The organism is Kitasatospora sp. NPDC087315 (assembly GCF_044744345.1).
Classification (GTDB): domain Bacteria; phylum Actinomycetota; class Actinomycetes; order Streptomycetales; family Streptomycetaceae; genus Kitasatospora.
This window is the reverse complement of sequence record NZ_JBIUYD010000010.1, coordinates 261,282-275,624: the sequence shown is the minus strand read 5'-3', so window position 1 is coordinate 275,624 and position 14,343 is coordinate 261,282. Positions and strand designations below refer to the sequence as shown.

General features: G+C 74.0%; 14 protein-coding genes. 11 read left to right on the top strand and 3 right to left on the bottom strand.

Translation table 11 applies throughout. From position 1 onward, the window contains the following. Positions 1 to 2 precede the first annotated feature (2 nt). Positions 3 to 1,244, top strand: coding sequence for a TniQ family protein (locus ACIO5D_RS17150; protein WP_400796055.1), 1,242 nt, complete (start codon positions 3 to 5; stop codon positions 1,242 to 1,244). A gap of 507 nt (positions 1,245 to 1,751) precedes the next feature. After that, positions 1,752 to 2,585: a nucleoside-diphosphate kinase gene (locus ACIO5D_RS17145; protein ID WP_400796052.1), complete on the top strand. Its 834-nt coding sequence runs from the start codon at positions 1,752 to 1,754 to the stop codon at positions 2,583 to 2,585. 14 nt (positions 2,586 to 2,599) lie between these two features. Here ACIO5D_RS17145 and trpD read toward each other — a convergent pair whose 3' ends face one another. Continuing rightward, positions 2,600 to 3,652 (bottom strand): anthranilate phosphoribosyltransferase, encoded by a 1,053-nt coding sequence (trpD, locus tag ACIO5D_RS17140; protein ID WP_400796050.1) that lies wholly within the window; start codon positions 3,650 to 3,652, stop codon positions 2,600 to 2,602. A gap of 120 nt (positions 3,653 to 3,772) precedes the next feature. Between trpD and ACIO5D_RS17135 the strand changes: the two genes are divergently transcribed. From ACIO5D_RS17135 to ACIO5D_RS17110, 6 genes are all read left to right on the top strand, one after another. Beyond that, complete coding sequence (locus ACIO5D_RS17135; RefSeq protein ID WP_400796047.1) at positions 3,773 to 4,687, top strand: NAD(P)H-hydrate dehydratase; 915 nt, start codon at positions 3,773 to 3,775, stop codon at positions 4,685 to 4,687. A gap of 75 nt (positions 4,688 to 4,762) precedes the next feature. Next, positions 4,763 to 5,890, top strand: coding sequence for a hypothetical protein (locus ACIO5D_RS17130; RefSeq protein ID WP_400796044.1), 1,128 nt, complete (start codon positions 4,763 to 4,765; stop codon positions 5,888 to 5,890). Further along, on the top strand, positions 5,890 to 7,434 hold the full coding sequence (locus tag ACIO5D_RS17125; protein ID WP_400796041.1) for an AMP-binding protein: 1,545 nt from the start codon (positions 5,890 to 5,892) through the stop codon (positions 7,432 to 7,434). The genes ACIO5D_RS17130 and ACIO5D_RS17125 overlap by 1 nt, the downstream gene beginning before the upstream one ends. Beyond that, a complete protein-coding gene (locus ACIO5D_RS17120; RefSeq protein WP_400796038.1) occupies positions 7,421 to 8,065 on the top strand; it encodes a hypothetical protein in 645 nt (214 codons plus the stop codon). Before ACIO5D_RS17125 ends, ACIO5D_RS17120 begins: the two co-directional genes overlap by 14 nt. Continuing rightward, positions 8,062 to 8,976 carry an NAD-dependent epimerase/dehydratase family protein gene (locus ACIO5D_RS17115; RefSeq protein ID WP_400796035.1) on the top strand — a complete coding sequence of 305 codons (915 nt, stop codon included), beginning with the start codon at positions 8,062 to 8,064 and terminating at the stop codon, positions 8,974 to 8,976. Before ACIO5D_RS17120 ends, ACIO5D_RS17115 begins: the two co-directional genes overlap by 4 nt. Further along, positions 8,973 to 9,923, top strand: coding sequence for an aldo/keto reductase (locus ACIO5D_RS17110; RefSeq protein ID WP_400796032.1), 951 nt, complete (start codon positions 8,973 to 8,975; stop codon positions 9,921 to 9,923). The genes ACIO5D_RS17115 and ACIO5D_RS17110 overlap by 4 nt, the downstream gene beginning before the upstream one ends. On the opposite strand, the gene ACIO5D_RS17105 is transcribed toward ACIO5D_RS17110, so the two are convergent. Further along, positions 9,902 to 10,915 (bottom strand): acyltransferase, encoded by a 1,014-nt coding sequence (locus ACIO5D_RS17105; protein ID WP_400796029.1) that lies wholly within the window; start codon positions 10,913 to 10,915, stop codon positions 9,902 to 9,904. The two genes, ACIO5D_RS17110 and ACIO5D_RS17105, sit on opposite strands and share 22 nt — an antisense overlap. Positions 10,916 to 11,065: 150 nt before the next feature. Here ACIO5D_RS17105 and ACIO5D_RS17100 point away from each other — a divergent pair, with 150 nt between their 5' ends. Then, on the top strand, positions 11,066 to 11,773 hold the full coding sequence (locus ACIO5D_RS17100; RefSeq protein ID WP_400796026.1) for a PIG-L deacetylase family protein: 708 nt from the start codon (positions 11,066 to 11,068) through the stop codon (positions 11,771 to 11,773). On the opposite strand, the gene ACIO5D_RS17095 is transcribed toward ACIO5D_RS17100, so the two are convergent. Beyond that, positions 11,724 to 12,200, bottom strand: a complete 477-nt coding sequence (locus tag ACIO5D_RS17095; RefSeq protein WP_400796023.1) for an NUDIX hydrolase — start codon at positions 12,198 to 12,200, stop codon at positions 11,724 to 11,726. The two genes, ACIO5D_RS17100 and ACIO5D_RS17095, sit on opposite strands and share 50 nt — an antisense overlap. 170 nt (positions 12,201 to 12,370) lie before the next feature. Between ACIO5D_RS17095 and ACIO5D_RS17090 the strand changes: the two genes are divergently transcribed. Both ACIO5D_RS17090 and ACIO5D_RS17085 read left to right on the top strand, forming a co-directional pair. Next, on the top strand, positions 12,371 to 13,774 hold the full coding sequence (locus ACIO5D_RS17090; protein WP_400796020.1) for a hypothetical protein: 1,404 nt from the start codon (positions 12,371 to 12,373) through the stop codon (positions 13,772 to 13,774). Beyond that, entirely contained in the window at positions 13,771 to 14,295 is a 525-nt protein-coding gene (locus ACIO5D_RS17085; RefSeq protein WP_400796017.1) for a GNAT family N-acetyltransferase, read from the top strand. The genes ACIO5D_RS17090 and ACIO5D_RS17085 overlap by 4 nt, the downstream gene beginning before the upstream one ends. The last annotated feature ends 48 nt before the right edge of the window (positions 14,296 to 14,343 follow it).

Sequence of the window (14,343 nt, the reverse complement as noted above, 5' to 3'; positions counted from 1 at the left end):
CCATGCTGCCCCGAGAGCGAGCCGAGAAGATCCTCATCCTGCATGCGGCCGGATGGCCGGTGCAGTCCATCGCTGACCATATCGGCCACAGCCACCAGACCGTCCGCGACTACATCAGCGGCCGCAGAACGCCGGGGATTCGGGCCCCACGGTCAAGCCTGCTCACCGAACCCCTCGCCAGCTACTGCCGTCAGCGACTCGCCGAAGATCCGCACCTGCGGACCAGCGTTCTGTTCAAAGAGGTATCCGACCTCGGCTTCCGGGGAAGCCAGAGAACCTTCTACCGCGAGCTGGACCGCCGACGGCGCCTGCTGGTCCTGGCCGGCCGTCAGGAAACCAACTCGCAGGAGGAAGATCCTCAGATCTCATCCGGGATGTCCCGCACACTCGCCCGCAGGCACGAGCGGACGCCGGTGCTGCCACAGCGAGTCGCCCCGGTCGCAGGAGAAACCCTCAACTCCTACCTGGCCCGCATCGCCCAGGCCAACCACCTCACCGTCACCGAGGTACTGGCAGTACTGCCCGCCTGGTTCTCCACGAAGACCAACAACCTCGACGATCGAGCCCAGCACCACATGCTCGCCCCCGCAGCCACCAGGGCCCTGCACGAACTTGCTCGCCTCACCAGCACCACTCCCGCTGGCCTGGCCAACGCACTCCCCGCCTTCGGCACCGATGAAAGCCCCGTCCGGGCCACAACTGCCTGCCACAGGTGCTCTGCCCGTCTCGGCATCCGCGAGCCCGTTCCCGTCCACCTCCCGATTCACAAGAGGGTCTGCACGCGGCACGGAATCTGGCTCAGCGATCTCGGAGAACCCCACCTCGACCTCGCCACATGCCCCGAGATCACCACCGCCCAACACCGGGCGAACCGCCTCCTACGCCGCTTCACACCCCAGCAACTCACCCTCGCCCACCAAGCCGCGGTCGAAGCCGTCCCGCCCTGGCCGGCCTCCCCAGCCGCCGTCCCACACCACTGGAGATACCGGCTCCTCGCACTGCAGACCCGCAATTACCACTGCGGCATCTCGACCGACCTCGACGCCTACGCAGACGCCGCCATCTACCCCGACGCAATCGAACTCGCCACAGCAGCACTCGCCAAGCATCCTCATGATCCAGCAAGATCCACTGGCGAAAACTCTCCGCATCTCCGAGCGGCGGCACCCGCAGTTCACGGTCACTTCGCCATTCAAGATTCCTCATCGCAGGTCAGAGCGACCGCATCAGGGACGACTCGGTGACACAGGACAACCCGGCGGCCCGGAGTGGAGTGGTTGTGACCTGCAGGTTCTCGTGGTGTGCCGTGTGGCGATGACGCTGATGACGCTCTCGTACCCCATCTCACTGGAGAAGAGAGAAGGGAAGTAGGGGGCCGGAGACATGGCGCGCCCGAGCGTCATCAGCGTCCGCCGACCACCCGGCCGGGAGAAAACCCCACGTCAACGCGGCAGCCCGGCGAGCGCGGCAGCGTCACCCGCCAGCGTCAGCGTCGGCTTCTGCGTCATCGGGAGGCGTGCGGGAGCCCGGCAGTCGGCGGCTCCGGACTTGGCCTCTCGGCGGGCCGGATCCGGTTTCACGCGGATTCACGCAAACGATCCGGCGTTCACGGTCTTCACGCCCTTGCCCACTGGGGCCGACCCGCCGCCCGCGGTGTGCTGGTCGCGGAACACGTCCGCTGGAAGTGGGAGGGGATCGCGGTGGGGACATCCGTGAGGCCGGTGGCGGCCACGGGCCAGGGGTGGGCGGACATGCCCACCCCTGACCTTGAGCGGCTGACGCGGGATGCGGAGAAGCGCCGGCAGTACGCCGTCGATCCGCTGGTGCGGGAGGGCTGGGCGACGCTCGCCGGGGTGCTCGGGACCGGCGAGGCGCAGCGGTTCGCTGGGGAGACGGCACTGCTGTGGCTGCGGCCGGACGTTGTGGCGGCCGGTGCTGCGGTGGACGTCCTCGCGAGGGTGGAGGCGGCGGGGTTCACGCCGGTCGGCGCGAGCGTGGTTCAGCTGGAGCGGGCCGGGGTGCGGGCGCTGTGGTGGTGGCAGCTGCGGCGTGCGACCGCGGAGCGGCTGCTGCTCCTGGACGCGGTGGTGGGGCTGGGGCCGGGGCTGCTGGTGTTGTACCGGCACCGGGACGGTGATGCCGCGCGGCGCCTGACCCGCTTGAAGGGCGGCAACGCGCCCGGACGGCGCGAGGCCGACTCGCTGCGTGAGGTGGCGGGGAGCCCCAACCGGCTTCTGACGATGGTGCACACCAGCGACGATCCGCTGGATGTCGTACGGGAGTTGGCGGTGTTCCTGCCCTGGCGGGAGCGGGCCGCGCTGGTGGCGTCCTCCCACGTGTCCGGCCCGGACGGGTCGGGCCCGGCCGTGGAGGCTGCGCTGGCCGCGGTGGTGGCTGCCTACCCGGAGCCGTCGTCCGGCCGAGCCGCGCTGGGCGCCGCCGGGGGCCGGGTGCCGAGCAGGCGGGGGGAGGCGTTCGCGGAGCTGCTGCGCGACATCGCCGCTGCGGGCATGGGGCCGCGGTGGGAGGCGGTCTCGCGCTGGTCGCGGCTGGTCCCGCTGCTGACCGGCGGGCCACGGCGGTGACCGCGGTGAGGGGGTCAGTGCGGCGCGGCCAGCTCGGCAGCGAGCTTGGTCCAGCGGGAGAGGAGGTCGGCGGCGGCTCCGCTGTCGATGGCGGTGCGGGCCCGGTCCAGGCCGTCGGCGAAGGCGTCCTCGAGTGCGGCGGTGGCGTTGTGGGCGGCGAGGGCTCCGGCGGAGTTGGCGAGGACGGCGTCGCGAGCGGCCCCCGGGGCGCCGGCGAGCACGGTGTGGACGGCGTCGGCGTTGTAGGCGGCGTCCCCGCCGCGCAGTGCGTCCGGGCTGGGGCGGTGAAGACCGAAGCGGGCGGTGTCGAACGTGGACTTGCGCACGCCGGTCTCGTCGGCGCTCCACACGTCGGTGACGTCGGCGGTGGTGATCTCGTCCAGACCGTCGTGGCCGCGGACGACCAGGGCCCGGGTGCCGCGGCCTGCGAGCACGGAAGCCAGGACGGGGGCGAGCTGGAGGTTGGAGCAGCCGACCAGGGCGGCCCCGGGGCGGGCCGGGTTCGTCAGCGGCGCGATGTAGTTGACGGCGGTGGGCACGCCCAGGATGCGGCGTACGGGGGAGGCGTGGCGCAGGCCCCGGTGGAAGGCCGGGGCGAAGGTGAAGCCGATGCCGACCTCGGTGACGCAGCGGGCGACCTGCTCGGGGCCGAGGGTGAGGGGTACGCCGAGCTGTTCCAGGACGTCGGCGGAGCCGCTCTTGCTGGAGACGGAGCGGCCGCCGTTCTTGACCACCGGCACGCCGGCGGCGGCGGTGACGATCGCGGCCATGGTGGAGATGTTGACGGTGTGCGCGCCGTCGCCGCCGGTGCCGACGATGTCGAGCATGCCCGTGCCGTCGACGGGCAGGGGCACGACGCGTTCCATGAGGGCGTCGAGCAGGCCGCTGAGCTCGGCGGGGCTCTCGCCCTTGGCGCGCAGGGCGACGAGGAACCCGGCGAGGGCGACGGGCTCGTGGTCGTCGTCCATGACCGCGCGCATCGCCCACCTGGTGTCGTCCGCCGTCAGGTCCTCGCCGCGCAGGAGGGTGGCGAGCAGGTGCGGCCAGGTACGGGTGGAAGCGGTCACGAAGGTCCCCTCGAAGCGGCCCGGCGCCGGGTGTCGGCGCGGGTGTCACCTCCGAGCGTAGCGACTGACGAATCGTCATACCGCCAAGTTCGCGGCGGCGAGGACAAGGATGTCGTACGCGTGGACGCTTTCGCTGCCCGGGAGTTGGCGCTTCGGGCCGCCGCGGTGGCCGGCGGGGGAGTGAAGGGCGACGGCGGGCTGGTGCTGGTGATCGGCGGCTCGCGGGAGTACCCCGCGCCGCCGTACGTGGCGGCGCTGGCGGCCCGCCGGGCCGGGGCGCACGGCGTGCGGGTCGCCGCGCCGCCCGCACCGGCAGCGCAACAGGTGGCGCTGGAGGCGCACCTGATCGCGGGGCTGGGGCCCGAACTCGACGCCACGGCCGTGGACACCGTGGCCGGGGTGTCGCGGCGGATGGCCCAGGGCCTCGCGCAGACGGCGGCGCGGGGCCGGGTGGTGTGGCTGGTCGGTCCCGGGCTGGGCGGCAGTCCGCTGGCCGGGAAGGTGCTCGACGCCCTGGAAGAGGCCCGGGACCGCGATCGGGGCACGGCGCTGGTGGTCGACGGCTCGCTGGGCGGCGGCCCCCGCGCCCGGCAGCGCCTTCGGCGCCTCGGCGCCGACCTGGTGCTGCTCAACCACCCCGAGGCCCACGCCCTCCTCACCGCCCCCGGCCCGCCGGTCCGGCGCGAGGCGGTCGACTGGGCAGCGCTGGCCGACGCGGCCCGGGAGACCGGCGCGGTGCTGGTGGCCAAGGGCGATCCGGACCGGATCGCCGACGGCACCCGGAGCTATCTGGTGCCCGCCGGGCACCCGGGCCTGGCCCGGCACGGTACGGGAGACGTCCTCGCCGGCGTCGCCGCCGCGCTGCTCGCCCAGCTGTTGGCGCCCGCCGACGCGGCGGCGCTGGCCTGCCACCTGGTCGGCGCCGCCGGCGAGGTGCTGGCCCGGGAGGCGGGACCGGGCTGGCTAACGGGCGACCTCCTGGACACGGTCGCCCCCGTGCTGCGCGACCTGCTCGCCGGCCCCGGACTGCGCTGACCTCTTTCTGCTCCACTCGCCGCCGACGGCGGCGCCCTTCGCCTTGTGCCCGACCTGACCCGTTTGGAGATCGCGATGACCCTTGTCCACGACCAGCCCGCCCTCGTGGCGGTGGGGCAGTTGAGCCGAACGGCTGGCGAGCACCGGGAGTTCGGGGAGCAGCACGGGACGCTGCACCCTCGGGTGTGGGAGGCGCTGACCGCGTCGGCGCTGCCCCGGGCCGCGGTGCCCGCGGACTGCGGCGGCCTTCAGTGGGACGTGCCGCAGATCCTCGCGGCGGTGCGCGAGGTCGCCCTCGCGGACCCCGCCGCCGGATGGGTGGCGGCGATCCACGGCCCGGCCGGGGCGTTCCTGTCCCGCCTGCCGGCGCAGGTGGCCCGCGACCTGGCCGGCGCCGCCCCGGTGGTCGCCGGCTCCTCGCTGCCGGTCGGCCTGGCCGAGCGGGAAGGCGATGGGGTGCGACTGCGGGGGCGCTGGCCGCTGGTCACCGGCGCACCGGTAATGACCCTGGCCGCCCTCGCGGCCCCGGCCGACGCCTCCGGTACGGCGGCCCCGCGCTGGTGGCTCGTCCCGCGCGGCCAGCTGGCCGTCGAGGAGGACTGGGACGCGCTCGGGCTGCGGGGCAGCGCCTCCTACACCGTGGCCTGCGACACCCTGGTGCCGCCCGCGCACAGCATCAGCCTGACCGACCCGCCGCTGGCGGACGGGGCGCTGTACCGCTACCCCCTCTACGGGTTGCTGGCCGGGTGCATCGCCGAGGTCGCCCGCGCAACCGGCGAGCGGGCCCTGACCGCGTTCGCCACCCTCGCCTCGACCACCGCCACCCGCTACGGCAGCGGGCCGATGGCCGGCCAGCCCGCCGTCCAGACCGCCTTCGACCGGGCCGACGGCCGCCTCCGCGCCGCGGCCGGCCTGCTGGACGCCGCGACCGGCACCGCGTGGAGCAGCGCACTGGCCGGCCAGGTCAGCCCCGGGCAGCGGGCCCTGCTGCGCACGGCCTGCTGCCAGATGGCCGAGGCCGCCGAACAGGCGTGCCGCACGCTGTTCGATGCCGCCGGGGCGGCCGCGATCCACCGCGCCGCGGGCCTGGAGGGCTGCTGGCGCGACGCCCTGACGATCTCCCGGCACGCCCTGGTCGCCGCCCGCGGCCACCAGCTCGCCGGAGCCCACCACCTGACCGCGACCACCGCCAGGGAACTGTGATGGCCGACCGCCTCCTGCCCCGCTTCCTCGCCCATCCCGGCAAGCTGCCGGCCATCATCGGCCTCAACGGCGCGGTCTGGACGTTCGACGAGGTGCTCGGACGAGCGCTGACCCTCGCCCAGCAACTGCGTGCCACCGCCGAGGTGGCCGGGCGCGTCGTGCTGCTGCGCACCGAGCCGGCCCCGCTGTTCAGCATCGCGGACTTGGCCGTGCTCCTGGCAGGCGGCGTGCCCGCCGTCCTCCCGGACCTGACCCGCGCCCAACTCGACGCGCTGTGGCCGGTGGTGGATCCCGCCGCCGTCCTCGACACCGTCGGCGACCGGGAGCTCGCCGACGTCGCCGACCAGACCCGGACGCCGGTACACACGGTGGACGAGCGCAGCACCCGGCCGGGCGGCACACCCGCGCAGTGGCGCACCATGGCCCGGCGCCTGGCCGCGCGCCGCCTGGAGCAGACCGCCACGATCGTGTTCACCTCCGGCACCACCGGTGTGCCGCGCGCCGTCGCCCTCACCGAGGCGGCCCTGGTGCACGGCACCGACACCTGGACCGCCCACTGGGCGGGCCGGCCCGCGAGAGCCCTGTCCTACCTGCCCGTCTCCCACGTCGCCCAGCGGATCATGGGGCACACCCTGATGTGCCTGTACGGGACCACCGTCGTCGCATCCACCCCGGCCCGCCTCGAAGACGACCTGATCCGGCACCGGACGGACACCCTCCTCGGAGTCCCCCAGATCTGGGCCCGCCTGGCCGCCGCCTGCGAGCAGCCGGGCAACGCCGGACAGCGGCTCCGGCAGGCCCTGGCCGGGGTGCGCACCGCCGTCAACGGCGCCGCCGCCCTCGACCGCACGGTCGCCGAGGCCCTCCACCGGCACACGGGACTTCGAATCTGCGGCGCCTACGGCGCGACCGAGACCACCGTGCCCACCTTCCACCAGGACGACGCCACCACCCCCGGGTTGGGACGGCCGGTCGCCGTGGAACACCGGATCGACGACGACGGACAACTCCTGCTGCGCGGCCCCCACATGGCTGCCGGGTACGTCGAACAGTGGCCGCAGCTGAACCCGGTCACCGACCCGGACGGCTGGCTGCACACCGGCGACCGGGTGAGCCCTGACGAGAACGCGGCGGGCGGGCCGAGGCTGAGCGGCCGGATCGGGGCCGCGTTCAAGACCGGAGCGGGCGAGATGATCAACCCCGAGCCGGTCGAGGCCCACCTGCTCGCCCACCCCGAGGTCGACGCCGCGTGCCTGCTCGGCCCCGGCCTGCCCCACGCCGTCGCCCTGGTCTCGGCCCCGGGCACCGAAGGCTGGCTTCCCGAACAGGTCGCCGCCCTGGAAGCGGACCTCCACCACGGCGTCGAGACGGCCCGGCGCGCCGGCGACCTGCCCTACTGCGACCTGTCCGCCGTCCACGTCCTGCCCGACCGGTGGCCCGAGCTCCTCCTAGTCACCTCCACCGGAAAACCCCGCCGCGACCTGATCGCCGTCCACTACCGCCACCTGCTGCCTGCACTGGAGACCACCCGTGCCCTCACCTGACCGACCCCGCCGCGTCCTGCTCGTCGACATGGGCGGCGTCTTCTTCAGCTACTCCTTCCTGAAGGCCATCGCCGCGTGGGCCACCGCCGCCGGGCAGGACCCGGAGCAACTGCGGGAGCGCTGGCTGATCGACGCCCCGTTCGACGCCTTCGAGCGTGGAGAGATCGAGCCTGCCGTCTACATGGAGCACCTGCGCCACCTCCTGGCGGTGGACCTCAGCGACGAGCAGCTGGAGCGGGGCTGGAACTCGATCTACGGGACCACCGACGCCACCCTGCTCGCGCTGCTGGCCAGCCCGGCGGTCCGTGGGCGCTTCGACGCCGTCGTCGGGGTCTCCAACACCAACGTGCTGCACGCCGCGTTCTGGCGCCATCTGTTCCGCGAGGAGCTGCCGGTGCTGGACGCCGTGCACTGCTCGCACGAGATCGGGGCCACCAAGCCCAGCGCCGAGTTCTTCGACCACGTCGCCGCCGCCCACCACACCACCCGCGAGCATCTCGTCCTCGTCGACGACATCGCCATCGTCACCGACGCCGCGACCGCGCTCGGCATCCGCGCCCACACCTACCAGGACCCCGCCGCCCTGGCCGCCTACCTCGACACCCTCGACCTCGCCAAGGACCGCTCGTGAACCTGCTGATCACCGGCGCGGCCGGCTTCATCGGCTCCGCCCTCACCACCGCCCTGCGCACCGCCGGACACACCGTCACCGCGCTGGACGACCTGTCCGTCCACTCGCCCCGGCCCCGCCCCGACCACCTCGTCGAACGCGACGTCCGCACCCTCACCCCCGCCGACCTAGACGGCTTCCACACCATCGTCCACCTCGCCGCGCACAAGTCCGTCCCCGCCTCGTTCGCCCCGGGCGGCTTCGAGCACAACACCAGCGCCGACCGGCACATGATCCACACCTTCGCCGCCTCCGGAGCCGGCCGCCTCCTGCTCGCCTCCTCCTGCGAGGTCTACGGCCAGCAAAGCGGCCCGCTCGCCGAACACGCCCCGCACCAGCCCCGCTCCCCGTACGCGGCCGGGAAGGCCACCACCGAGCACCTCGCCGACATCTACCGCCAGCAGCTGGGCCGCGGCCGGCAGATCGGCACGGTCCGCTTCTTCAACACGTACGGGCCGTGGGAGGACCCCGACGCGGTGATCCCGGCGTTCGTCGACGCCGCCCTCGCCGACCGGCCGCTGACGATCGAGGGCACCGGAACCCAGGCCCGGGACCTCACCCACATCGACACCACCACGGCCATGCTCGGCCGCATCCTGGAAGCCGACCAGCTGCTGCCCGTCGTCAACATCGGCTCGGGGCGGTCCATCACCGTCCTCGACCTGGCCCGGGCCGTCATCCGCGCCACCGGCCGCGGCTCCATCACCCACGTCCAGCCCCGGCCCAACGAGATCCGCTCCTTCACCGCCGACATGGACCTGTTCACCGCCACCTACGGACCCCTGCCGCCGCAGCGCCCGTTCGAGGAGCTCCTGGCCGAGACCGCCCGCGTCCGCGCCCTCTCCTGGACCCCGGCCGGAGCCGGGCGGTGACCCCCGTCTCCACCGGCGCCGCCACCCCGCTCGCGGGCGTGGCGGCGCTGGGCACCTTCGAGTTCGGCACTGCGGCGATCCCCGACGAGCGGGCCCGCCAACTCCTCGACGACTACCAGGAGCTCGGCGGCCGGCTCATCGACACTGCCCCCACCTACGGCCCGGCAGGCGGCGCCTGCCGGGCCGAGCCCCTGATCGGCACCTGGCTGCGCGGCAGCGGCACCACCGGCATGCGGGTGATCACCAAGGCCGGGCTCGACCCCGCCCGCCCCCACCAAGGCGACCTGCGGCCCGAGGCGATCCTCGCCTCCGCTCGCCGCAGCGCGCAGCGCCTGGGCCGGGCCGTCGTCCTGCTGCTGCACCGCGACGACCCCGCCGTGCCCGTCGCCGAAATCGCGGACGCCGCCGACCGGGCCGTCCGGGAAGGGACCGCCGAGCAGGTCGGCGCCTCCAACTGGACCACCGCCCGCCTGACCGCCTGGGCCGGCCACGCCACCGCGGCCCGCCTGACCGCGCCGACGGTCACCGCCCCGCTGTGGAGCTTCATCCCCCGCGCCGACCCGCCCGAGGAACCCTGGCTCGTCGAAGCCGACCCCGGCCACCTGGCCATGGCCGCCCAGCACGGCATGACCGTCGTCCCCTACCGCACCCTCGCCGCCGGCTACCTGGCCACCCGCCACAGCGGCCGGCACACCGACCACCACGCCCACACCTACGACACCGCCGCCGGGCGCGAGCGCCGCGACCAACTCCACCAGACGGCCGCCGCGCTGCAGATGACCCCGCACGGCCTGGCCCTGGCCTACCTGCGCGCCCACCGCCCGGCCCCGGTGATCCCCGTCATCGGAGCCCGCACCCGCCACCAGCTCGCCGAGAGCATGGCCGGCGCCGCACAGGCCGGCCGCATCACCCCCGCACTCGCCGCCTACCTCGAATCCCGCCCATGACCAGCCCCGGCCCCGCCGTCCAGCAGCCGGGCGAACCGCTCCGGCACCAGGCCACGGCTGTTGACCTCGTACGGGAAGAGCCACGTCGCCCGGCGGTAGAAATCCCGCAGATCGTGGCCGACCTCGTCCAGGACCCCCGCCACCGCCAGCGGCTCGGCGAAGGAGAACACCGCCGCCTCGCCGCCGCGTGGCCGCAGCTCCACCGACACCGTCGCGGTGTCCAGGCGCACCTGCCAGCCACCGCCCCGGCCCGAGACCTCCCAGCTGGTCCGAACTCCGGTACCGGGCAGCTCGCGCACGCTCAGGCCCTTGAAGGCGAGCCGCTCCAGCCAGGCGGTCACCAGGGCGGCGACCGCCTCGCGGCGTCGGCGCTCGTCCAGGGCCTGCGGCCGCAGCTCCCGCTTGACCACCGCGGGGACCCCGGCGGCCAGCACCCCGGCCGGCAGCGTCCGGGTCACCGTGGCACTCGCGGCCACCACGGTGCCCTCGCCCACCCGCACCCCGGGCAGCACCACCGATCGGAAGCCCAGCCACACCGCGTCGCCGAGCTCGACGCCCGCGAACGACGCGCCGTGCCCGTCCCGGACCGGGTGCCCGGCGTGGTACCCGTGGGTGAAGACGGCGACTTCGGCGCTGATCCCCACCTGGTGGCCGATCAGCACCGGCTCGGTGCAGTTCAGCGTCACGTCCGGCGCGATCTGGCAGCCGTCGCCGATCCTTACGATCGAGCGCTCCTCCATCGTCGCGCCCGCACCGATCCGCAGCCGCTGCCCCAGGTAGGTGCCCTGGCCGACCGCCAGCTCCCGGCACACCACATCCGAGCCCGCGTCCACCACCGAGCCCGCGCCCAGCCGGGCCGAGTCCGCGACCAACCACCGGCCGCCGACGCCGACCTGCGCGCCCGCCCCGAGCTCCAGGTGGGCCGAGCGCAGATCGCAGCCCGGCCCCACCACCACCCCGTCCGCCAGCACCAGGTCGTCGGCCACGATCACCGTGCCCTCCCCGACCTGTACCCCCCGACCGATCCGCGCCCTCCCGACCCGCAGGTCGACATCGGGAAGCCCCGCAGTCCGCACTGGCTCCATCCCCCCTTTCCGTCACCGGGCTCCGCGGCCCGGACCGATCCCTCAACGAGGAGCGCCGTGAACACGCCCCGATCCGTACTGGCCGTCGCCGCCCACGCCGACGACGAGACCCTGGGCGCCGGCGGCACTCTGGCCGAGCACGCCGCCGCCGGCGACCAGGTGCACGTCCTGATCCTGAGCGCCAGCTCCACCAGCCGCCCCGGCTACGACGACCTCGACCACCGCAGCACCTGCGCCCACCGGGCCGCCGCCCTCTACGGTGCCGACGTCGAGATCGCCGACCTGCCCGACAACGCCTTCGACACCACGCCCCGGCTGACCGTCACCCAGACCGTCGAGGCGGCGATCCGGCGCTGGCAGCCCTCGATCGTCTACACCCACAGCAGCGCCGACCTGTCGCTGGACCACCGCATCACCGCCGAGACCGTCGCCGTCGCCACCCGGCCCCAGCCCGGCCACCCGGTGACGACCGTCCTGGCCTGGGAGGTCCGCTCCGCCACCGAATGGGGCCAGCGGCCCTTCCACCCCACCTGGTTCCAGCCCCTCACCCCCGCCGCGCTGACCGTCAAGGAACGCGCCCTGGCGGTCTACGACTCGGAGATGCGGCCCTGGCCGCACACCCGCTCCACCGAAGCGGTCCTGGCCGCGGCCCGGCTGCGCGGCGCCCAGATCGGCAACGACGCCGCCGAGGCGTTCGAGGTGATCCGCCACACCGTCACGCCGGCCGGAACCAGGCCCGCTCCCGCTCCTCCAAACCGATCATGAGCAGCTCGCGCGTGCGCTCCCGCATCGGCGGCAGCGCGTCCACGGGGAACCAGGCGACCTCGAGCGACTCGTCGTCGGCGACCCGGGCCACCTGGCCCGGCCCGTCGGGCCGGCACGTGAAGACCAGCTGCAAGTACTGCGCCCGGTGCCCGTTGGTGTGCACCACCTCGGGGGACACCGTCACCCCGGCGAGGCGTTCCACCACCACGGTGATCCCCGTCTCCTCCCTCACCTCGCGCACCACACCGGCGGCAGGCTCCTCTCCCGGGTCGAGGATGCCACTGAGGATCGACCACTCCCCAGTGTCGGAGCGGCGGTGTAGCAGCACCCGCCCCGCATCCAGGACGACCGCGTTCACCCCCGGCAGCCAGAGCCCGTGGTCAGGGCCGACCAGGGCGCGCAGCGCGGCAACGTAGGCAGGGATCATGAAAGCCACCGTAGAACGTGAAGGAGCAGGAAAACCGGCACCCGCCCAGCCCATCACCACCACCCGGTGTCCGGCAGCGCCCCGCGCCGTGAAGGATGTGAAGTGGGCACGGCAAGCGTGAAATCCCGTGAAACTCCCCACCCCGACCGATTGTGACCTAACGTCATGCCGTGGTGACTGATCTCGCCCCCGAGCAGGCGCACCTCGTACTCGCCGACGCCCTGGACCACGCCAAGTGGTCGGCCCGCGAGCTGGTGAAGGCCATCAACCCGCGGCTGAACGCCATGGGCCACCCCCCGGTGGACCTCACCGCGGGCTACAAATGGCTGCGCGGGCACCTGCCCCGCTCTCCCGCCGTACGCGACGTCGCGGCAGTGGTCCTGACCGAGGCAACCGGCCGGCGCTACACCTCGGCGCAGCTGTGGGGCCTCGACCAGCCTGCCGTCGAGACCGCCGAGACCGAGGAGCTCCTCGGCCCCCTCCCCTTGGGGGATGTCCTGCGCACCGCCTCCGCGTGGACCAGCGGGTCCGTCGAACCGGCGCTGGTCCACGCGGATGCCGCCGAGTACCTCACCGCGGCCGTCTGGGACGCCACCCGGCAACCCCCGGCCCCACCCACCCCCGGCCACGGCGAAGGCGACTACGTCGCACCGGAGTTCGTCGACATGCTCTTCGAGCAGCTCGCCGCGCTGCGCCGCCTCGACGACCGCACCGGCGGCAGTCCCCTGAGCCAGCGCCAGGCCCGCATCGCCCTGCACGAGTCGCTGGTCCTCATCCACACCGGCCGCTACGACGCCGCCACCGGCAACCGCCTCCTCCGGCACGCCGCCAGCGCCTCCCAGCTCGCCGGCTGGATGAGCTTCGACGCGGGCCTCGACCCGGCCGGCCACCGCTACCAGCTCCTGGCCATCCGGATCGCGCGCGCCGCCGGCGACACGAACACCGTCTCCAACGCCCTCGGAATGCTCGCCTACCAGCACGCCGCCGGCGGAAACCCGCGGCTGGCCCTGCGCTTCGCGCACGCCGCGGTCGAGCACTCGGCGAAGGCCGTTCCCCTGGTCCAGGCACGGGCATGGGGGCGGCTCGCCACCGCCCAAGCCGCCGCCGGCGACCTCGACGCCTTCCGCCGGGCCACCGACCGATGTCGACAGCTGATCGGCCAGCGTCACAGCGACGACCCACCCTCCCTGTACTACTTCACCTCCCACCAGGTCGACGCCGAAGCGGGCCAAGCGCTCGTCGACCTTGCCGCCCACACCCGCGGACGCCGCTCCCTCCTGCTCACCGAAGCCGCCCAACTCCTCGGCCCCATCGCCGCCCAGGGAACGGCAACCGGATACCGCCGCTCCGGCCTCCTCCACGGAATCCACCTCGTCCGCGCCAGCATCGGGGCCCGGGACGCCGAGGCGACAGCCCACTGGATCACCGCCCTCGCCCCGACCCTCCCGCAAGTGCAGTCCATCCGGTGCCGCACCCTCCTCACCACCGTCCGCACAGCCGCCCGCCGCCAACTGCGCGCAGCCGGGCACGGGGATGCGCTGGACGCCCTCCGCACGGCACTATCGACACCATGACGCTGCTCCAGGCCGCCCCCCAGTGGACGCTCACCGCCGTCTCGTACGGCACCGCCGACGCCCGCACCCTCACTCGGGCCCTCCACCAGGAGCAGATGGCCACTTACGGCAGCGCCGACGACCCCGAGGCCACCGACAGCGCGGAATTCGACGCCCCCAACGGCCAGTTCCTCCTCGCCCGCCTCGGAGACGGACCGGCCCTGGCCTGCGGGGGCTGGCGCGCCCTCAGCCCCTCGACAGCCGAGATCAAGCGGATGTACGTGGCCCCCGCCGCCCGCGGTCAAGGGCTAGGCCGCCGGATCCTCGCCGCTCTCGAACAAGATCTACTCGGCCGCGGCCACACCGAGGTCCTGCTGGAGACCGGCGTCCACAACACCGCCGCCCTCGCCCTGTACACCGCATGCGGCTACGAGCCGGTCCGCTCTTACGTCCCCGGCCGCAACCCCGACATCAACCGGGCGCTGAAGAAGGCCGTCCTGCAACTGGTGGCGCCGCACCGGCTCACCGGCCTGCCTACGTAGTCCCGGCCCGCATCGCATTCGTCCGGCGGGCCGAGGTAGACGATCACC